The organism is Geodermatophilus arenarius (genome assembly GCF_042654585.1).
Taxonomy (GTDB): domain Bacteria; phylum Actinomycetota; class Actinomycetes; order Mycobacteriales; family Geodermatophilaceae; genus Geodermatophilus; species Geodermatophilus arenarius.
Genome location: NZ_JBHSGR010000001.1, coordinates 123,625 through 143,359, shown reverse-complemented (window position 1 = coordinate 143,359; position 19,735 = coordinate 123,625). Strand labels below are relative to the sequence as shown.

13 protein-coding genes are annotated in these 19,735 nt (G+C 75.7%); 10 read left to right on the top strand and 3 right to left on the bottom strand.

Features of this window, described 5'->3' with window-relative positions; translation table 11 throughout:
* Positions 1–68 precede the first annotated feature (68 nt).
* Both ACFO3M_RS00670 and ACFO3M_RS00665 read right to left on the bottom strand, forming a co-directional pair.
* Positions 69–626 carry a quercetin 2,3-dioxygenase gene (locus ACFO3M_RS00670; protein ID WP_387985033.1) on the bottom strand — a complete coding sequence of 186 codons (558 nt, stop codon included), beginning with the start codon at positions 624–626 and terminating at the stop codon, positions 69–71.
* An 88-nt stretch (positions 627–714) separates the two neighbouring features.
* Positions 715–1,692: an alpha/beta hydrolase gene (locus tag ACFO3M_RS00665; protein WP_387985031.1), complete on the bottom strand. Its 978-nt coding sequence runs from the start codon at positions 1,690–1,692 to the stop codon at positions 715–717.
* 192 nt (positions 1,693–1,884) lie between these two features.
* Between ACFO3M_RS00665 and ACFO3M_RS00660 the strand changes: the two genes are divergently transcribed.
* Complete coding sequence (locus ACFO3M_RS00660; protein WP_387985028.1) at positions 1,885–3,072, top strand: HNH endonuclease signature motif containing protein; 1,188 nt, start codon at positions 1,885–1,887, stop codon at positions 3,070–3,072.
* 78 nt (positions 3,073–3,150) lie between these two features.
* On the opposite strand, the gene ACFO3M_RS00655 is transcribed toward ACFO3M_RS00660, so the two are convergent.
* Positions 3,151–3,969: an IclR family transcriptional regulator gene (locus ACFO3M_RS00655; protein WP_387985026.1), complete on the bottom strand. Its 819-nt coding sequence runs from the start codon at positions 3,967–3,969 to the stop codon at positions 3,151–3,153.
* A 202-nt stretch (positions 3,970–4,171) separates the two neighbouring features.
* Between ACFO3M_RS00655 and ACFO3M_RS00650 the strand changes: the two genes are divergently transcribed.
* The 9 genes from ACFO3M_RS00650 (at position 4,172) to ACFO3M_RS00610 (ending at position 19,714) form a co-directional block, all read left to right on the top strand.
* Positions 4,172–5,761 (top strand): ABC transporter substrate-binding protein, encoded by a 1,590-nt coding sequence (locus ACFO3M_RS00650; protein WP_387985024.1) that lies wholly within the window; start codon positions 4,172–4,174, stop codon positions 5,759–5,761.
* Positions 5,762–5,846: 85 nt separating this feature from the next.
* Entirely contained in the window at positions 5,847–6,788 is a 942-nt protein-coding gene (locus tag ACFO3M_RS00645) for an ABC transporter permease (RefSeq protein ID WP_387985022.1), read from the top strand.
* A complete protein-coding gene (locus ACFO3M_RS00640) occupies positions 6,785–8,794 on the top strand; it encodes a dipeptide/oligopeptide/nickel ABC transporter permease/ATP-binding protein (protein ID WP_387985019.1) in 2,010 nt (669 codons plus the stop codon). Before ACFO3M_RS00645 ends, ACFO3M_RS00640 begins: the two co-directional genes overlap by 4 nt.
* Complete coding sequence (locus ACFO3M_RS00635; protein ID WP_387985016.1) at positions 8,791–9,807, top strand: ABC transporter ATP-binding protein; 1,017 nt, start codon at positions 8,791–8,793, stop codon at positions 9,805–9,807. Before ACFO3M_RS00640 ends, ACFO3M_RS00635 begins: the two co-directional genes overlap by 4 nt.
* Positions 9,804–12,449, top strand: coding sequence for a family 78 glycoside hydrolase catalytic domain (locus ACFO3M_RS00630; protein WP_387985013.1), 2,646 nt, complete (start codon positions 9,804–9,806; stop codon positions 12,447–12,449). The genes ACFO3M_RS00635 and ACFO3M_RS00630 overlap by 4 nt, the downstream gene beginning before the upstream one ends.
* Positions 12,446–13,387, top strand: coding sequence for an alpha/beta hydrolase fold domain-containing protein (locus tag ACFO3M_RS00625; RefSeq protein WP_387985010.1), 942 nt, complete (start codon positions 12,446–12,448; stop codon positions 13,385–13,387). Before ACFO3M_RS00630 ends, ACFO3M_RS00625 begins: the two co-directional genes overlap by 4 nt.
* Positions 13,384–16,011, top strand: coding sequence for a family 78 glycoside hydrolase catalytic domain (locus tag ACFO3M_RS00620; RefSeq protein WP_387985007.1), 2,628 nt, complete (start codon positions 13,384–13,386; stop codon positions 16,009–16,011). Before ACFO3M_RS00625 ends, ACFO3M_RS00620 begins: the two co-directional genes overlap by 4 nt.
* Complete coding sequence (locus tag ACFO3M_RS00615) at positions 16,008–17,480, top strand: glycoside hydrolase family 43 protein (protein WP_387985005.1); 1,473 nt, start codon at positions 16,008–16,010, stop codon at positions 17,478–17,480. The genes ACFO3M_RS00620 and ACFO3M_RS00615 overlap by 4 nt, the downstream gene beginning before the upstream one ends.
* Positions 17,477–19,714: a glycoside hydrolase family 3 C-terminal domain-containing protein gene (locus tag ACFO3M_RS00610; RefSeq protein ID WP_387985002.1), complete on the top strand. Its 2,238-nt coding sequence runs from the start codon at positions 17,477–17,479 to the stop codon at positions 19,712–19,714. Before ACFO3M_RS00615 ends, ACFO3M_RS00610 begins: the two co-directional genes overlap by 4 nt.
* Positions 19,715–19,735 lie beyond the last annotated feature (21 nt).

The following is a 19,735-nucleotide window of genomic DNA, read 5'->3' as shown; positions in this document are numbered from 1 at the left end:
CCTCCTCGGAACGGACGCCGGGCGCGGCCCCTGGTCAGGGACCGCGCCCGGGGAGGGAGGTGCGGGACTCAGGCCTGCTCGGGCCACTCGTAGTCGCGCATGAACTGCATGTCGTGCTGCTGCGCCGCCGCCTGCATGCGCGGGAAGTCCGGGATGAACGGCGGCTGGTCCTTGGTCGGGTGGTCGGTCGGCTGGCCCATGTGCTGGAAGAACCGCTCGAAGCCGCCGGAGAGGGTGCCCATCATCCGGGCGTCCTCGACGATCTGGTACGCGTGCGCGAACCCGGCCGGCACGAAGCCGAAGTCGCCGGGGGTGAGCAGCTGCGACTGCTTGCCGCCCTCGGCGTCCTCGAAGAACAGCCGCACCTTCCCGTCGAGCACGAAGAACGTCTCGTGGGTGGCGTTGTGCGAGTGCGTGGGGATGACGTCGCCGGCGGGGGAGTCGCTGACGACGATCCCGAACTGGTTCTCGGTCTCGTCGCCGGACAGCAGCACGCTGAACAGGTCGCCGAACAGCATCGCGTGCTCGCCCTCGCCGCGCTTGAGCACGTAGGGGACCGGCTTGCCGGGCAGCACCCCCTGCCACTGCGGGCCCTTCTCCGGGTCGATCAGGTACTCGAAGCTCATCTGCACTCCCGGGTCGGGTCGACACTGACCGTCCGAGCATCCGTGACCCGGGTCACCCGACCAACGCCCGTGCCATTGACCGGCACGGTCACGCGGACACCGGGACGGCGACGGGCTGCCCGGCGACGACCTCGGCCACCAGCGCGAGCGCCCGGTCCACCGGCTCGACGTCGGCCGCGGGCGTGCTGAGGAAGCCGTGCAGCATCCCGGGGACGAGCACCTGCCGGACGTCGACGCCGGCCAGCGCGAGCGCCGCGGTGAACGCCTCGGCGGAGGCGCGCAGGTCGTCGTACTCGGAGTTCAGCAGCAGCACGGGGCAGAGCCCGTCGAGGACGGCGTTCGCCGGCATCGCGTACCCGTCCGCGCGGCTCTCCGGCCCGCCCAGGTAGTTGTGGGTGATCGACGCACGGTCCTCCGGCAGGAAGCGCAGCAGCCGGGGGACCTCGGTCATGAGCGCCGCGAGCGCGGCCGACGGCGCGGGGACGACGGCGTGCAGGGTCGTGTAGGCGAGGACCAGCGCCGCGGGGACCCAGCCGTCGTCGTCGCGCAGCCGCAGCACGGCCCCGGTGGCCAGGTTGCCGCCGGCGCTGGCGCCACCGACGGAGATGCGCGCGGGGTCGACGCCCAGGACCGCGGCGGAGTCGCGCACCCACCGGACGGCGGCGACGGCGTCGTCGTGCGGCACGGGGTAGGTCACCCCGCCGGCGCAGAGCCGGTAGTCGACGCTCACCACGACGGCACCGGCCGGCTCGCAGACCTGCCGCGCGGTCCAGTCGGCCTCGGGCATGTCCAGGTCACCCATCCGGAACGCGCCGCCGTGCAGCCAGACGAGGCAGGGGCGGTCGGTGCCGCCGCCGTCGGGCTCGTAGACCCGGACCGGGACGTCGCCGTGCGGACCGGGCGCGGACGCCGGCCGGGCGGCGACGGCGGGCGGCGGGGGAGCGCCCTCGATCGACAGGAACGCGTCGAGGCGGGCGCGCTGCTCCGGGTCGGCGAGACCCTGCTCGAAGGACTCGATGCCCTCCAGCAGGTGCAGGTTCGCGGCGATGGCGGGGTGGATCGGCACGGGTCCTCCGGTGCTCGGCGGTGGTCCGCGTCACCCTCCTCAGCGAGGGGCCGGTCCGGCCATCCCCGTGCCATTGACCGGCAGGTCGAGGCGTCTGGGGGTCCCTGTCAACGGCTACCGGAGACCTGTGGACGAGCCGCTGGCCTGCGGATTCGCGTCGCGGACGGGTGCCTGATCGGCTAGGCTTCGTACATGTGTTCGGGTGAGCCGGGGAACGGTGACGTCCTCGACGACGTCGCCGCGCTGGTCGCCGAGCGCAACCGGATCGACGCCCGCCTCGCCCGCGCGGTGCGCGCCGCGGAGCTGTCCCAGGCGCCGGAGCGGGACGGCCTGGCGTCGATGGCCTCGTGGCTGCGCGGGCACTGCCGGCTCTCCGGTGCCGCCGCTGCCCGGCTGGTGCGCACCGGGCGGGCGCTGGAGCACCTGCCCGCGCTGGCCGAGGCGCACGACGCCGGACTGGCGACCTCGGAGCAGATGGCGAAGGCTGCTGAGGCGGTGACCCCGGAGCGGCTGGCCTCCGCTGTCGAGCAGGGCGTGGACCTGGCGGTGGTCGACGCGGCGTTCACCGGCGTGGCGGTCGAGCAGCCGCACGCCGACCTCGTCGCGGTGGTGCAGCACTACCTCGACGACCTCGACCCGGACGGCCCGGAACCCGACCCGACCGAGGGGCGGTCGCTGACGCTGGCCCGGCACGCCGACGGGTCGCTGTCCTTCCGCGGGCACCTCGATCCCGTGGGCGGGGAGAGGCTGCAGGCCGCCCTGGAGGCGCACGTGCAGGCCGACCGGCCCGCCGGGGACGGGCGCACCCGCGCCCAGCGGCTCGGGGACGCCCTCGTCCAGGTCGCGGACAACGTCCTGGCCGTCGGGTCGCTGCCGACGCTGCGCGGGCACAGGCCGCAGATCGCCGTCGTCATCGACGTGGAGGACCTAGTCGATCCGGCCGGCGGGCCGAACGCCGGGCGGATGGGCTTCGGCGCCACCATCTCCGCCGCGAGGGCCCGCTGGCTGGCCTGCGACGGGGCGGTGTCCCGGGTGGTGTTCGGCCCCGACGGCGCACCGCTGGACCTCGGCCGGGAGCGGCGGCTGATGAGCCGCCACATCCGCAAGGCGGCCGAGCTGCGCGACGGCGGGTGCGTGTTCGCCGGCTGCGGCGCACCGACGTGGTGGTGCGACGTCCACCACCTGGTCCACTGGATCGACGGCGGCGACACCTCCCTGGAGAACTCGGCGCTGCTGTGCGAGCGCCACCACACCAAGGTCCACCACGGCTTCCGCGTGGAACGACAACCCACCGGGACCTGGCGCACCTGGCGGCCCGACGGCACCGAGATCACCACCCCGGCACCCCTGGCGCCGGCGCCGCGCGCACCCGCTGCCTGAACCCACCCGCACCGGCCCGCTCGGCCGCCCGTCGCACGACCGCGGACGGTCGCGCGGGCCTGCCGGCATCGGGCGGCCTCAGCGGCCGGGGCCGAGCGGGCGCCGGGCGCCGAGGCCGCGGGAGATCGCGCGGGCGGCGGTGCGCACCGCGGGACCGAGGACGCGGGCGTCGGCGCCCTCCTGCGGCACGACGACGGAGACCGCGGCGGCCAGCCGGTCGGCGGCGTCGAAGACCGGCGCGGCCACCGAGACGATCGGCCGGGGGACGCGGCGGCGGAAGTGGGCGAGGCCCTCCCGGCGGACCTCGGCCAGCGTCCGTCGCAGCGCCGCCTCCGACACCGGCGTGCGCTCGGGCTCGTGCACCAGCGGCCGGGCCAGGTACTCCTCCTGCACGTCGGGGTCGGCGTAGGCCAGCAGCACCAGGCCGACGCCGGTGGAGTGCAGCGGCAGCCGCCCGCCCACCTGGTACAGCACCGGGATCGCCGCGTGCGCCGAGAGCCGCTCGAGCAGCACGGCGTCCCCGCCCTCCCGGACGGCGAGCAGCACGTGCTGGCGGGTGACCTCCTCCAGGTCGCCGAGGAAGGGCATCGCCACCTGCCGCAGGCCGCGGGCGCGGGGCGCCAGGGAGGCCACCTCCCACAGCCGCAGCCCGACGGTGAACCGCCCCTCGGCGTCGCGCTCCAGCGCGCCCCAGGCGACCAGCCGGCCGGCCAGCCGGAGCGTGGAGCTGGTCGGGATGCCACTGCGGCGGGCCAGCTCGCCCAGCGTCAGCGACGGACGCGTGGCGTCGAAGGCGGCGAGCAGGGCGAGCGCGCGGTCGACCACCGGGTCGCCCTGCGGCGGCCGCTTGCCACGGACGCGCGGCGCCGGGCCCGGTCCGTCGGTCACGTCGGCCACGGGGTCCTCGTTCACCGGGAGGACGTCCGTCCGTCACCGGTGAGGTGCGCACCACACTCGTTTTCCATTGACCGGCATTGTGCCTGACGCCACAGCGCAGTCGTCCTCATCGTCTTGGAGCAGTCGGGCGGAGCAGCCCGCACGGCCGCCGGTCGGCCGTCCAGACCCCTCGCGTCCGTCGAGGATGAGGAGCCAGGACACGATGAATCGATCCACCCTGCTGACCAGCCGGCGCACCCGGCCGACGACCGTGCGGATCGGTGCCGCGGTGCTGGCCACCGCGACCGCCGCGACGCTGGCCGCCTGCGGCGGCAACGGCGGTGGCGGTGGCGGCGGCAGCCAGAGCGCCACGGGCACCCTGACCTTCGCCTACGACGCCGATGCCGCGCCCACCGGCTACGACCCGCTGCGGTACTCGCAGGGGCAGTTCACCTTCTTCAGCGCGCTGTACGACGCGCTGTTCGTCACCACCTCCGACGGCACGGTCGAGCCGAGCCTGGTCACCGAGTTCTCCAACAACCCGGAGAACACCCAGACCACGCTCACCCTGCGCGAGGGGGTGACCTTCACCGACGGGTCGACCCTGGACGCCGAGCTGGTCAAGGCCAACCTCGACCGGCGCAGCGACCCGGACCTCGAGGCCTACGGCGCGCTGGCCCCCGGGCAGGCGTCCGAGATCACCGACGTGACGGTGCAGGACCCGCGGACCGTGGTCATCACCTGGGCACAGCCCCAGGCGACGCCGGAGAACAACCTCGTCGACACCGCGGGCATCATCGTCGGCCGCGACGGCGTCGCCGACCCGAGCACCCTCGAGACGGCGCCGAACGGCTCAGGGGCCTACACCCTCGACACCGGCGAGACGACGCGCGCGAGCACCTACACCCTCGACAAGAACGACGAGGCCTGGGGCGCCGACGAGTGGGCCTACGACTCCATCGTCTTCAACGTCATCACCGACCCGCAGGCGCTGGCCAACGCGGTCGTCTCGGGCCAGGCCGACGTCGCGACCGTCCTCGACCCGACGACGATCGACATGGTCGAGGAGCGGCAGAGCGTCGTCAGCGTCGGTGGCACGATCGTCGGCTTCCCGGTCATCGACAAGACCGGCGCGAGCAACCCGGCCTTCGCCAGCGAGCAGGCCCGGCTGGCGATGACCTACGCCACCGACCGCGAGGCGCTCGTCAGCGACCTGCACGACGGCTCCCGGCCGACCTCCCAGCTCTTCCCCGAGGAGGCCCCCGGCTTCGACCCGGCGCTGGACGAGGAGTTCGGCTACGACCCGGACCGCGCCCGGGAGCTGCTCGCCGAGGCCGGGTTCCCGGACGGCTTCGACGTCGACCTGACCGTCCTCGGCCAGCCCGACGAGGACGCCGTCGCCATCCAGAGCCAGTGGGCCGAGGTCGGCATCCGGCTCAACTTCGTCACCGCCACCTCGACCGACCAGGTCTTCGCGGCGGTGCGGACCGACCCGGTGATCTTCGGCCCCTTCACCGTGGGCGCCCAGCCCGCGGGCTTCGTCGCCGGTGCCCTCTACGGCGGCTTCATGAACATGCAGGACGCCACCGAGCCGGAGATCGAGGGCCCGCTCGGCGCTGCCCTCGGTGCGACCGGCGACGCCCAGGAGCAGGCCCTGACCGACCTGAACCGGGCCATCACCGAGAACGGCTGGTTCGTCCCGGTGTACGAGGACTTCGTCTACGCCGGCTACAACGCCGAGTCGGTCGCCGAGCCGTCCTTCGCCGGGACCAACGCCTACCTCGTGCTCTCCGACATCGAGCCGGCGAGCTGACCGCTCCCTGATCGGCCGGTGGCCGCCGGCACGCCCGGCGGCCACCGGCCCGGCCCCAGACCACTCCTCATCGAGGGACCCCCAGATGCTCGCCTACGTCGCCCGGCGACTCGCCCTGGCGATCGGCACCCTGCTGGCCGCGGTGCTGATCACCTTCCTGCTCGTCCACGCCAGCGACAGCACCCCCGGCGCGGTCCGGCTCGGTGCCGGTGCCACCCCGGAGGCCGTGGCCGCGGAGAACGAGGCGCTCGGCTGGAACCGCCCGCTGTACGTCCAGTTCTTCGACTACCTCGGGTCCCTGTTCCGGCTCGACCTGGGGAGCTCGCTCGTCGACGGCCGGGACGTCGCCGCCGACCTGGCCGACCGTCTGCCGGTCACCGCCTCCATCGCCTTCTTCGCCACGCTGCTGTCCGGGATCGTGGGAGTGCTGCTGGGCGTGACCGCCGCGGTGCGCGGCGGCCGTCTGGGGAAGGGGATCACCACCGGCAGCGGCGTCGCCCTGTCGCTGCCGGCGTTCTGGGTCGGGATCCTCCTCGTCTACCTCCTGTCGCTGCAGCTGGGCTGGCTGCCGGCGACCGGCTACGTCGAGTTCTCCGCGGACCCGGCCGCCTGGTTCCAGAGCCTGCTGCTGCCGGTGCTCACGCTCACCGTCGGTGGGGCGGCGATCGTCGCCCGGACCGCCAACGCCGGCATGCGCGAGGCGCTGACCCAGGAGCACGTCCGCACCCTGCGGGCGATGGGGACGCCGCCGTGGCGGATCCGGTACGTGCACGCCCTGCGCTACGCCAGCGTGCCGGTGGTCTCCACGCTCGGCATCCAGTTCATCGCGCTGTTCGGCGGCTCGGTGATCATCGAGAACCTCTTCGCGCTGCCCGGTCTCGGCCAGGCCAGCCAGGCCGCCGCGTCGTCGAGCGACTTCCCCGCGCTGGTCGGGGTGGTGGTCGTCGCCACGGCGGTGGTCGTCGTCATCAACCTGCTGCTCGACCTGCTGGTCGCGGCGCTCGACCCGAAGGTGCGTACCGCATGAGCGTGCTGCCCCTCGACGCGGCCGACGAGGTCGCCACCGAGCCGGTCCCGCCGGCCCGCCGCCGCCGCGGCCTGCCGTCCTCCCTGCGCCGCCCCGGCGGGGTCTTTGGCGCCACCTGGCTGCTCCTCGTCGTGGTCGCCTCGCTCACCGCCCCGCTGTGGCGGCCCTTCGAGCCGGGGCAGCAGGACACCGCGAACCGGCTGGCGCTGCCCTCGGCCGAGCACTGGCTGGGCACCGACCCGCTGGGGCGGGACCTGCTCTCCCGCATCTTCACCGCCGGGGCACTGCCGCTGCTCGCCTCGGCACTGATGCTGGTCGTCGCGTTCGGGATCGGCCTGCCGCTGGCCCTGGTCGCCGCCGAGCGCGGGCGCCGGGTCGAGCGGGCGATCAGCCGGGTGACCGAGGTGTTCCTCGCCCTGCCGGCGACGATCCTGCTGCTCGCCGTCATCGGGGTGATCGGCAACCGGCTGTACCCGGTCATGGCGATCATGGGCGTGCTGATCTCCGCCGCCGTCTACCGGGTGCTCCTCGGTGTGGCGCAGTCGGTGCGCCAGCGGCTGTACGTCGACGCCGCGCGCGTCAACGGCCTGGGCTCGCTGCGGGTCAACCTCGTGCACGTGCTGCCGTCCATGGCCACGGTGGTCGCCGTGCAGGCCGCGCAGCTGTTCGGCATCGGCCTGCTGATCGTCGCCGGCCTGGCGTTCCTCGGCTTCGGGCCCGGGGAGCCGGAGCCCAGCTGGGGCTTCATGATCCAGGACGCCTCGGGCTACATCTACAACGCGCCGTGGCTGATGGTCCCCACCGGCCTGGTGCTGGCGCTCACCGTCGTGGCGGCCAACGAGCTCGCCGACGCCCTCGCCGGGAGGGCCGCCGGCCCCGGCACGGCCCGCCGTCGCCGGCCGCTGCGCCGCGCCGTGGCCGCGGCCACCGCGGTGCCCGCCGCCCCGGCCGACCCGGAGGCGGTGCTCGACGTCCGCGACCTCACCGTCTCCGTCGACGACGGCCCCGACCTGGTCACCGGCGTCTCCTTCTCCCTGCGGCAGGGGCAGGTCCTCGGCCTGGTCGGCGAGTCCGGCTGCGGCAAGACGATGACCGCCCGCTCGCTCATGGGGCTGCTGCCCGACGGCGTCTCGGTCACCGGCGGCTCGATCCGCTGGCAGGGCCGGGAGCTGGCCGGGCTGTCCGAGGCCGAGCTCAACCGCGTCCGCGGCCGGGAGATCGCGATGATCTCGCAGGAGCCGATGGTCGCGCTGGACCCGGTGTTCTCCATCGCCTCCCAGCTCACCGGCCCCATCCGCCGGTTCCGCCGGGTCGACCGGAGGCAGGCGAAGCGGATCGCCGCGGAGCTGCTGCGCAACGTCGGCATCGTCGACGCCGAGCGGGTGCTCAGGAGCTACCCGCACCAGCTCTCGGGCGGCATGGCGCAGCGGGTCTGCATCGCGCTCGCGCTCACCGGCGAGCCGCGGCTGCTCATCGCCGACGAGCCGACGACGGCCCTCGACGTCACCGTGCAGGCGGAGATCCTGTCGCTGCTGCGGGCGCTGGTGCGCGACACCGGCCTGTCGGTCGTCGTCGTCAGCCACGACCTCGGCGTCGTCGCCGACATCTGCGACACCGTCGCCGTCATGTACGCCGGCGAGGTCGTCGAGTCCGGCACCGCCGCGGCCGTGCTGGACGGGCCGGCGCACCCGTACACGATGGCGCTGCTGGGGGCGAACCCGCACGTGCCCGAGGGCGAGCCGGTGCCCCAGCGGCTGGCCTCCATCGCCGGCACCGTCCCGCCGCCGGGCTCCTGGCCGACCGGCTGCCGGTTCGCCACCCGATGCCGGTTCGCGGAGGAGGCGTGCACGGTGCCGTTCCCGGTGCTGCCCGCGCACGGTGAGGGAGCCGTCCGCTGCGTCCGCGTCGACGAGCTGTCCCGCGAGCACGCCGTGTGGCAGCCCGAGTCCGCCGGCGACGAGACGTCCGTCCAGAAGCCCGCCCCGACCGCCGGAGTCCCCGCATGACCGCCCCCGCCGGGACCGCGCCCGTCGCGGCCACCACCACGCCCGCCCTGGAGATCCGCGACCTCGTCGTCCGCTACGGCTCCGGCCGCAGGGCGCGGCAGGCCCCGCCGGCCATCGACCGGGTCAGCCTCGACATCGCCCCCGGCGAGACCGTCGGCCTGGTCGGCGAGTCCGGCTCGGGCAAGTCGACGATCGGCAAGGCGGTCCTCGGGCTGCAGCCGGCGACGTCCGGGACGATCCGGGTCAACGGCCAGGACGTCACCCGGATGTCGCTCAAGCAGCGCAGCCGCCAGGTCGCCGACCTGCGCGTGGTCTTCCAGGACCCGTACTCCTCGCTCAACCCGGCGCGCACCATCGGCCAGACGCTGGTCGAGCCGCTCCGGCTGATGGGCGTGAAGGGCGCCGAGGCGACGGCGCGGGCGCGGCAGGGGCTGGAGTCGGTGGGCCTGCCCGGCGACGCCGTCGACCGCTACCCGTCGCAGTTCTCCGGCGGCCAGCGCCAGCGCATCGCCATCGCCCGCGCGCTGGTCTGCGACCCGAAGGTCGTCGTCCTCGACGAGCCGGTCAGCGCGCTGGACCTGTCCACCCAGGCGCAGGTGCTCAACCTGCTCGCCGACCTGCGCGACCAGCACGGCCTGGCGTTCCTCTTCATCGCCCACGACCTCGGCGTCGTGCGGTTCCTCGCCCAGCGGACGGTGGTCCTCTACCGCGGGCAGGTCATGGAGACCGGGCCGGTCGAGGCGGTCAGCCAGGCGCCGCGGCACCCGTACACGGTGGCGCTGACCGCCGCCGCGCCCGTGCCGCGCCCGGCCGAGCTGGCCGCCCGCCGCGACGCCCGCGAGGCCGCCGGGTTCGGCACCGCCGGCGCGGCGCAGCCCGCGGCCACCGGCTGCCCCTTCGTGCCGCGCTGCCCGCTGGCCAGCGACGTCTGCGTCGAGCAGCGCCCGCCGCTGCGGCTGGTCGAGGGCACGGAGGCCGCCTGCCACCACGCCGAGTCCGTCCCCGTCCTGTGACGGCCGCACCGTCGGGTCTCCGGGTCGAGCACCTCGACGAGCCGCTCGGCACCGGGACGACGTCGCCGCGGCTGTCCTGGCGGCTGCCCGGCGGCGCCCGCGTGCAGCACGCGTACCGGCTGACCACCGACGACGGCTGGGACTCCGGCTGGGTCGACGACGACCGGCACGTGCTCGTCCCGTGGCCCGGCCCGGCGCTGCGCTCCGCCCAGCGGGTCACCTGGCGGGTGCGGGTGCGCACCGACCTCGGCGAGAGCCCGGTGTCCGGGCCCGCGTGGTTCGAGACGGGCCTGCTCGAGGCGCACGACTGGCAGGTCGAGTGGATCGAGCCGGGGACCGTCCCGGCCGGCCCGGCGGGGGAGCGGGCGGCCGCCCTGCTGCGGTGGGAGTTCGCCGTCGACCGGCCCGTCGCCTCCGCCCGGCTGCACGCCACCGCGCAGGGGCTCTACGAGGCGTTCCTCGACGGCGCCCGGATCGGCGACGCCGAGCTCACCCCCGGGTACACCCAGTACGACCAGCGGCTGCAGGTGCAGACGCACGACGTCGGCCCGGTGGGCGAGGGCCGGCACGCGCTGGCCGTCGTCCTCGCCGACGGCTGGTTCCGCGGCCAGACCGGCGTCACCCGCTCCGCCGACCAGTGGGGCGACCGGACGGCGTTCCTCGCCCAGCTGCACCTGACCCACGACGACGGCACGGTCACCGTGCTCGGCACCGGCCCGGACTGGCGCAGCGCGACCGGGCACGTCCTCGCCGCCGACCTCGTCGCCGGCGAGCGCTGGGACCTGCGCGCCCTGCCCCGCGGCTGGGACGTCCCCGGCTTCGACGACGCCGGCTGGGACCCCGTCACCGTGGTGCAGCACGGTTTCGCCGGCCTCGTGGACTCGCCGGCCCCGCCGGTGCGCCGGGTGGAGGAGCTCGTGCCCGTCTCGGTCACCCGGCTGCCGGGCGGCGCCCAGGTGGTCGACCTCGGGCAGAACGTCAACGGCTGGGTGCGGCTGACCGACCTCGGCCCGGCCGGGACGACGCTCACGCTGACCCACGGCGAGTGGCTCGCCCCCGACGGCGACGTCACGGTGGCCAACCTCGAGCCCGACCTGCCGTTCCTGCCCCACCGGCTGCCCGCCGGCCAGGTCGACGTCGTCGTCTCCGCGGGCGTGCCCGGCGAGGTCTTCGAGCCGCGCCGCACCACGCACGGCTTCCGCTACGTGCGGGTCGAGGGCCACCCGCGCGACCTCACCCCCGACGACGTCCGCGGCGTCGTCGTGCACACCGACCTGCGGCGCACCGGCTGGTTCTCCTCCAGCGACGAGCGGCTCGACCGGTTCCACGAGGCGGCGGTGTGGAGCTTCCGGGACAACGCCTGCGACATCCCGACCGACTGCCCGCACCGCGAGCGGCACGGCTGGACCGGCGACTGGCAGCTCTACGTCCCGACCGCGGCGTTCCTCTACGACGTCGCCGGGTTCTCCACGAAGTGGCTGCGCGACGTCGTCGCCGACCAGTGGCCCGACGGGACGGTCGCCAACGTCAGCCCGTGCCCGCGCGGTGAGGGCCGGGACAGCCCGGTGTCGTTCCTCAACGGCTCGGCCGGCTGGGGCGACGCGGTCGTGGTCGTGCCGTGGGAGCTGTACCGCGCCTACGGCGACACCCGCGTGCTCGAGGAGACCTGGCCGGCGGTGGTCCGCTGGCTGGACCGCACCGAGCGCGCGGCCCGCGAGCGGCGCCACCCGGAGCGCGCCGCCCGCCGGCCCGAGCCCGCGCCACACGAGCGGTGGCTGTGGGACACCGGCTTCCACTGGGGCGAGTGGCTGGTCCCCGGCGAGGAGGTCGGCGACTTCGGCGCGTTCGTCGCCGCGGACGAGGGCGTCGTCGCCACCGCCTGGTACGCCCACAGCGCGGAGCTGGCGGGCCGGATCGCCGCGGTGCTCGGCCGGGACGGCGACGCCGCCCGCTACGCCGGGCTCGCCGCGCGGGTGCGCGCCGCCTGGCAGGCCGAGTACCTCGACGACGACGGGCGGCTGGTCTCCGACACCCAGGCCGACCACGTGCGTGCGCTCGCCTTCGGCCTGGTGCCCGACGGGCTGCGCCCGGCCGTCGCCGAGCGGCTGGTCGAGCTGGTCCGCAAGGCCGGCACCCACCTGGGCACCGGGTTCCTCGCCACCCCGCACCTGCTGCCGGTGCTCGCCGACGCCGGGCACCTCGACGTGGCCTACGAGCTGCTGCTGCAGGACACCGAGCCCGGGTGGCTGGTCATGGTCGACCGCGGCTCGACGACGGTGTGGGAGCGGTGGGACGGCGTCGACGCCGACGGCGTCCCGCACGAGTCGCTCAACCACTACTCCAAGGGCGCGGTGATCTCGTTCCTGCACCGGTACACCGCGGGCATCGAGCCGGTGGAGCCCGCGTACCGCCGCTTCCGCGTCCGGCCCCGCCCCGGCGGCGGGCTCACGCGCGCCGCGGCCGCGCACGAGTCGCCGTACGGCCGGATCGGGTCGGCCTGGCGGCTCGACGGCCACCGGTTCTCGCTGACCGTCGAGGTGCCCGCGGGCACCGAGGCCGAGGTGGTCCTGCCCGACGGGACCGCCACGACGGCCGGCCCCGGCACGCACACGTTCACCAGCACCGCAGAGGAGACGCGATGAGCACCACCGAGACGACCGAGTGGGCCGGCCCGGCCCGGTTCCTGCCACCGCCGCCGCCCGTCCGGCGCGAGGACGGCGCCCGGCACTTCTCCGGCGTCACCTACGCCGTCGCCTTCGGCTACCGGCCGCTGCAGCTCGACGTCTGGGTGCCCGACACCCCCGCGCCCGCGCCGCTGGTCGTCTGGGTGCACGGCGGCGCGTTCATGATGGGCGACCGCCGCTACCTGCCCGAGACGCTGCGCGAGAACCAGGTCTTCGACGCGCTGCTCGACGCCGGCCTCGCCGTCGCCACCATCGACTACCGGCACGCGCTGGAGGCGCCGTTCCCCGCGCTGCTGCACGACGCCAAGGCCGCCGTCCGGTACCTGCGGCGGTTCGCCGGCGAGCTGGGCGTCGACACCACCCGGATCGGCGCGTGGGGCGAGTCGGCCGGCGGGCACGTCGCGGCGCTGCTCGGCCTGACCGGGCACCGGCCCGACCTCGAGGGCACGCACGGCGTCGTCGGGGAGTCCAGCGCGGTCGACGTCGTCGTCGACTGGTACGGCGTCTCCGACCTCGCCACCATGCCGCGGCAGGCACCGCCGCCGCAGATCGCGGCGCTGCTGCCCGAGGAGCTGCGGGGACCGCCGGAGGAGCACCTGGTCGCCGGCCTCACGGACGCCACGCGCGCCGACGCCAGCCCGGTCACCCACGCGACCGCGGACGCGCCGCCGTTCCTGCTCCTGCACGGCACCGCCGACTGGCTCGTCCCCTACGCGCAGAGCGAGCGGCTGCACGCGGCCCTGCAGGCCGCCGGGGCCCGGTCGGAGCTGGTGCCGGTCGAGGGCGCCGGGCACGTCTGGCTCGGGCACGACGACGTCGACGGGATCGTCGACCGCTCCGTCCGCCACCTCGCCCACCACCTGGGCACCGCGCTGCTCGGGGACCGGGTCCGATGAGCGACGTGACCGTCGCCCCCGTCACCGTCGAGCACCACCGCGAGCCGCTCGGCATCGGCGAGACCGCCCCGCGGCTGTCCTGGGTGACCCTCACCGAGCTGCCCGGCTGGCGGCAGGCCGCCTACGAGCTGGAGATCGGCGACTGGTCCTCCGGACGGGTCCCCTCCGCCGACTCGGTGCTCGTCCCGTGGGGCGCGCCCCCGCTGACCAGCCGCGAGCGACGGGTCGTCCGGGTCCGCGTCTGGGGTGAGGGCGACGCCGAGCCGTCGGCGTGGAGCGAGGAGGTCGCCGTCGAGGCCGGCCTGCTCGACCCGGCGGACTGGACGGCGGAGCTGGTCGAGCCGGTGCTGCCCGAGCCCGGCGGCACCGGCGAGCCGGTGGCGCTGCTGCGCCGCGAGTTCACCCTCGGGAAGCCGGTGACGCGGGCGCGGCTGTACGCCACCGCGCGGGGGCTGTACGAGGCCGAGATCGACGGCACGACCGTCGGCGACGACGTCCTGGCGCCGGGCTGGACCAGCTACCGGCACCGGCTGCGCTACCGGACGTACGACGTCACCGCGCTGCTCGCCGAGGGCCGGCACGCGCTCGGCGTCACGCTCGCCGACGGCTGGTACCGGGGCCACCTCGGCTTCACCGGCGGCCGGCACCTCTACGGCGACCGCACCGGCGCGTTCCTCCAGCTGGAGGTCGAGCACCCGGACGGGTCGCGCACGGTCGTGACCACCGACGGCTCCTGGCGCTCGACGCTCGGCGCCGAGACCCGCGCCGACATCTACAAGGGCGAGACGGCCGACCTCCGCCGCGAGCTCCCCGGCTGGTCCGCCCCGGGCTTCGACGACGCCGGCTGGACGCCGGTCGAGGTCGGGTCGCTGGACGTCGCGACGCTGGTCGCCCCGACCGGCCCGCCGGTGCGCCGCACCCAGGTGCTGCCGGTCCGGGAGGTCACCACCTCACCGTCGGGGAGGACGCTCGTCGACTTCGGCCAGAACCTCGTCGGCCGCATCCGGTTCGCCCTGCCCGACGCCCCGGCCGGCACGGAGGTCACCGTCCGGCACGCCGAGGTGCTCGAGCACGGCGAGCTCGGCACCCGCCCGCTGCGCGGCGCGGACGCCACCGACGTGGTCGTCCTCGACGGCCGCGGCCCGCGGACGTGGGAGCCGCGGTTCACCTTCCACGGCTTCCGCTACGCCGAGGTGACCGGCTGGCCGGGCGAGCTGCGGCCGGAGGACCTCGAGGCCGTCGTCGTGCACACCGACATGCGGCCCACCGGCACGTTCACCTGCTCCGACCCGGACGTCACCCGGCTGCACGAGAACGTCGTGTGGGGCATGCGCGGCAACTTCGTCGACCTGCCCACCGACTGCCCGCAGCGCGACGAGCGGCTGGGCTGGACCGGCGACCTCGAGGCGTTCGCGCCGACCGCGGCGTTCCTCCACGACACCGCCGGGATGCTGCGCTCCTGGCTGGCCGACCTCGCCGTCGAGCAGCTCGAGGAGCACGGCGGCGTCGTCCCGCTGTACGTGCCGTTCGTCCCGCTGCTGCCGTTCCCCGTCGGCGCCGAGGCCGGGTGGGGCGACGCCGCCGTCGTCGTCCCGTGGGTCCTGTACGAGCGGCACGGCGACGCCGGGGTGCTCGCCGACCAGTGGCCGTCGATGACCGCCTGGATCGACGCCTTCGCGGGCGCGGCCGGGGAGGAGCTCGACTTCGCCGGGGTCCCGCTCATGCTCGGCGACTGGCTCGACCCCACCGCGCCGCCGGAGAACCCGGCCGCCGCCCGCACGCCGTGGCCGCTGGTCGCCACCGCCTACCTGGCCCGCTCGGCGCGCATCGTGGCGCAGGCGGCCGAGGTGCTCGGGGAGGACGGCACCCGGTTCACCGCGCTGGCCGAGCGGGCGGCCGGGCGCTTCCGTGCCGAGTACGTCAGCCCGAACGGCCGCGTCGCCTACCCGGCGCAGACGGCGTACGCGCTCGCCATCGCCTGCGACCTGCTCACCCCGGACCAGCGGGAGCACGCCGGCCGGCTGCTCGCCCGCCAGGTGCTCGACGACGGCTTCCACATCGGCAGCGGCTTCCTCGGCACGCCGTTCGTCACCGACGCGCTCACCGAGGTGGGCGAGGTGGCGACCGCGTACGAGCTGCTGCTGCAGCGGGAGTGCCCGTCGTGGCTGTACCCGGTGACCATGGGCGCGACGACGGTGTGGGAGCGCTGGGACTCGATGCTCCCCGACGGCAGCATCAACCCCGGCGAGATGACCTCGTTCAACCACTACGCCTACGGCGCGGTCGCCGACTGGCTGCACCGCACGGTCGCGGGCCTCGCCCCGGCCGCGCCCGGCTACCGGCGGATCCGCTTCGCGCCCCGCCCCGGCCCGGGCATCACCTCGGCGGCGGCCACCCACGAGACGCCGTACGGCACCGCGGCGGTGTCCTGGACGCTGACCGGCGGGACGGCGTTCGCGCTCGAGGTCACCGTGCCGCCGAACACGACCGCCGAGGTGGTGCTGCCCGACGGCAGCGCGCCGGTGACGGTCGGCTCGGGCCGGCACACCCTCGGCTGCGCGATCGAGGAGCCGCGGCCGGTCGAGCGGCCGAAGCCGTTCTTCGACCCGTCCGCCTCCTCGTGAGCGGCCCCCGTCCCGTCGTCCCCGGCTTCCACCCCGACCCCAGCGTCGTCCGGGTCGGGGACACGTACTGGATGGTGCACTCGTCCTTCGAGTACGCCCCGGGCGTCCCGCTGTACCGCTCGGCCGACCTCGTGTCGTGGGAGCAGGCGGGCCACGTGCTGGCCCGCCCGTCCCAGCTCGACGTGTCGGCCGCTCCGGGCTCCGGCGGGATCACCGCGCCGACCATCCGCTTCCACGACGGCCGGTTCTGGATGGTCACCACCAACCTCGCCGACGGCGGGTGGCAGACCCTCGTCTCCGCCGAGGACCCGCTGGGGGAGTGGTCCGAGCCGGTGCGGATGCCGGAGGTGCGCGGCATCGACCCCGACCTGGCCTGGGACGACGACGGCACGCTGCTGGTCAGCCACGCCGGCTTCGGCGCCGGCGGCCCGGCCGGCCTGGTGCAGCAGGCGGTCGACCCGGCCACCGGGGCCGTGCTCACCGCGCGGCGGCGGCTGTGGCAGGGCACCGGCGGGAGGTTCCCGGAGGGGCCGCACCTGTACCGGGTGGGCGACCTCTGGTACCTGCTGATCGCCGAGGGCGGCACCGAGCGCGGGCACGCGGTGACCACCGCCCGCGGTCCCTCGCCGTCCGGGCCGTGGGAGCCCTGCCCGCACAACCCGCTGCTCACCCACCGCGGCGTCGAGTCACCGGTGCAGAACACCGGCCACGCCGACCTGGTGCAGCGGTCCGACGGGAGCTGGGCGGTCGTCTTCCACGGCGTGCGGCCCCGCGGCACCAGCCCGGAGTTCCACGTCCTCGGCCGCGAGACGTTCGCCGCCGAGGTGGAGTGGGCCGACGGCTGGCCGCGGCTGGGGGAGTGGCTGTCCCCGCCGGGCGGCGCGGTCGCCGTCGAGGAGGACCTCGGCGGCCCCGCCTGGGTCGCGCCCCGGCGGTTCCCCGGGGAGCTGCTGAGCCGGGTCGAGGGCGGCCGGCGGCTGACCGCGGCCGACCCGGACCCGGCGTCGGAGGACCTCGCCTTCGTGGGCCGGCGGCAGGAGCACCTGCACGCCCGGTACCGCGCGGCGGTGCGGGTGGACGGCGTCGGCGGGCTGACGGTGCGGATCGACGCCCGGCACCACCTCGACGTCGAGGTCGCCGGCGACCGGGTGCGGGCGGTGGCGCAGGTCGGGCCGCTGCGCTCGGTCCTGGGCGAGGCGGCCGCGGGTCCGGAGGCGGTGCTGGAGATCCGCACCGAGCCCGCCACCGGCCACTTCTCCTCGACCACGCTCGGCCCGGACGTCGTCGTCGCGGGCGTCGTCGGGCCCGGCGGCTTCACCGAGCTCGGCCGGCTGGACGGGCGCTACCTGTCCACCGAGGTCGCCGGCGGGATGACCGGCCGGCTGGGCGGCGTCTGGTGCGCCCGCGGCTCGCTCGTGGTGCGCTCGTTCGCGTACGCCGGCGCCGACGACCCGCAGGAGCTCCCGTGACCGACCTCGACGGCCTGCCCCTCGAGCGGAGGGCGGCCCTGCTCTCCGGTCAGGACTTCTGGTCCACCCCGCCGGTCGAGGAGGCGGGGCTGCCCTCGCTCGTCCTCACCGACGGCCCGCACGGCGTCCGCCGCCAGGAGGGCGACTTCGGCGGGCCCGGCATCACCCGCAACCTGCCGGCCACCTGCTTCCCGCCCGCGGTGGCGGTGGGCAACAGCTGGGACCCGGCGGTCGCCGAGCGGATCGGCGCGGCGATCGGCCGGGAGGCCCGGGCGCTCGGGGTGCACGTGGTGCTCGGGCCGGGCGTGAACATCAAGCGGTCCCCGCTGGGCGGGCGGAACTTCGAGTACTACTCGGAGGACCCGCTGCTGTCCGGCGTCCTCGGTGCGGCGCACGTGCGCGGGCAGCAGGCCGCCGGCGCGGGCGCCTCGGTCAAGCACTTCGCGGCCAACAACCAGGAGACCGAGCGCATGCGGATCAGCGCCGAGGTCGACGAGCGGACCCTGCGCGAGATCTACCTGCCGGCCTTCGAGCGGGTGGTCACCGAGGCGGCGCCGGCCACGGTCATGTGCGCCTACAACAAGGTCAACGGCGTCTACGCGTCGCAGAACCGGTGGCTGCTCACCGAGGTGCTGCGCGAGCAGTGGGGCTTCGACGGCGTCGTCGTCTCCGACTGGGGAGCCGTCGACGACCGCGTCGCCGCGCTCGCCGCCGGGCTGGACCTGCAGATGCCCGGTGACCGCGGCGCCGGCAACCGGCGGGTGGTCGAGGCGGTGCGGGCCGGGGAGCTCGACGAGGCGTACGTCGACGCGAGCGCCGCCCGGGTGGCCGCCCTCGCCCGGTACGCCGGCGGGCCCGCCGGGGAGGTCGACGTCGAGGCGCACTGCGCGCTGGCGCGCGAGCTGGCGGCGGAGTGCGCGGTGCTGCTGCGCAACGAGCGGGGCACCCTGCCGCTGTCCCCGGGCGCCCGCGTGGCCGTCGTCGGGGAGTTCGCCCGCACGCCGCGCTTCCAGGGCGGGGGCAGCTCGAACGTCACCGCGACGCGGGTCGAGTCCGCGCTCGACGCGATGCGGGAGCTGGCCGGCCGGGAGCTCCCGTTCGCGCCCGGCTCCGCCTCCGACGGTCCTGGCGACGACGCCGCGGCGCTCCGTGAGGAGGCCGTGGCGCTGGCCCGCGACGCCGAGGTCGCCGTGGTCTTCCTCGGCCTGGCCGACGCCGACGAGTCCGAGGGCTTCGACCGGACGACGATCGACCTCCCCGCCGCCCAGGTCGAGCTGGTCCGCGCGGTGGCCGCCGCGGCGCCGCGCACGGTCGTCGTCCTGTCCCACGGCGGGGTGGTGTCGCTGGAGGGCTGGCACGACGACGTCGACGCGGTCCTCGACGGCGCGCTGCTCGGGCAGGCCGGCGGCGGCGCGCTGGCCGACCTGCTCTACGGCGTCGCGAACCCGTCGGGCCGGCTGGCCGAGACCGTCCCGCTGCGGCTGGAGGACTCCCCGAGCTCCCTCTCCTTCCCCGGCGAGCAGGGGCGGGTCGTCTACGGCGAGGGCGTGCTGGTCGGCTACCGCGGGCTGGTCACGCAGGGCCGGGCGGTGCGGTACCCGTTCGGGCACGGGCTCTCGTACACGGCGTTCGCGACGTCGGACCTGCGGGTCGAGCTCACCGGCGCCGACACCGCCACCGTCTCGGTGACCGTGACCAACACCGGCGACCGGGCCGGCAGGCACGTCGTCCAGGTGTACGTGTCGACGACGGCCGGGCCGGTGCGCCGCCCGCTGCGGGAGCTGCGGGCGTTCACCAAGGTGGCGCTCGGGCCGGGGGAGAGCCGCGAGGTGGTGCTGGAGCTCGGCCGGCGGGCGTTCGCCTACTGGGACGTCGTCGAGTCCGGCTGGGTGGTGGCGCCGGGGGAGTACGCGGTGCAGGTCTGCGACGACGCGGAGACCGTGCTCGCCGCGGAGACCGTGACCCTGGCCGGGGACGACCTGGTGCGGGTGCTGACGATGGACTCCTCGGTCGCCGAGTGGTTCACCCACCCGGCCGCCGGCCCGGCGCTGGTGGAGGCGCTCACCGCGACCATGCCCGCCGACGCCGCCTCCCCCGCCGATCAGGCGGTGATGTTGCAGATGATCGGCTCGATGCCGATGCGCCGGTTCGCCACCGACTTCGGCGCCGCCCTGCCGCGGGACCTGCTCGACCGGCTGATGGCCGAGACCGCCGCCGCCCGCTCCGCCCGCTGAACGCCGGTGGCCCGGGACCGC

Excerpts from the sequence above, each read along its gene's own strand:
- ACFO3M_RS00640 (WP_387985019.1), top strand. The coding sequence starts at position 6,785 with ATGAGCGTGCTGCCCCTCGACGCGGCCGACGAGGTCGCCACCGAGCCG.
- ACFO3M_RS00660 (WP_387985028.1), top strand. The coding sequence starts at position 1,885 with ATGTGTTCGGGTGAGCCGGGGAACGGTGACGTCCTCGACGACGTCGCC.
- ACFO3M_RS00645 (WP_387985022.1), top strand. The coding sequence starts at position 5,847 with ATGCTCGCCTACGTCGCCCGGCGACTCGCCCTGGCGATCGGCACCCTG.
- ACFO3M_RS00625 (WP_387985010.1), top strand. The coding sequence starts at position 12,446 with ATGAGCACCACCGAGACGACCGAGTGGGCCGGCCCGGCCCGGTTCCTG.
- ACFO3M_RS00635 (WP_387985016.1), top strand. The coding sequence starts at position 8,791 with ATGACCGCCCCCGCCGGGACCGCGCCCGTCGCGGCCACCACCACGCCC.
- ACFO3M_RS00650 (WP_387985024.1), top strand. The coding sequence starts at position 4,172 with ATGAATCGATCCACCCTGCTGACCAGCCGGCGCACCCGGCCGACGACC.
- ACFO3M_RS00620 (WP_387985007.1), top strand. The coding sequence starts at position 13,384 with ATGAGCGACGTGACCGTCGCCCCCGTCACCGTCGAGCACCACCGCGAG.
- ACFO3M_RS00670 (WP_387985033.1), bottom strand. The coding sequence starts at position 626 with ATGAGCTTCGAGTACCTGATCGACCCGGAGAAGGGCCCGCAGTGGCAG.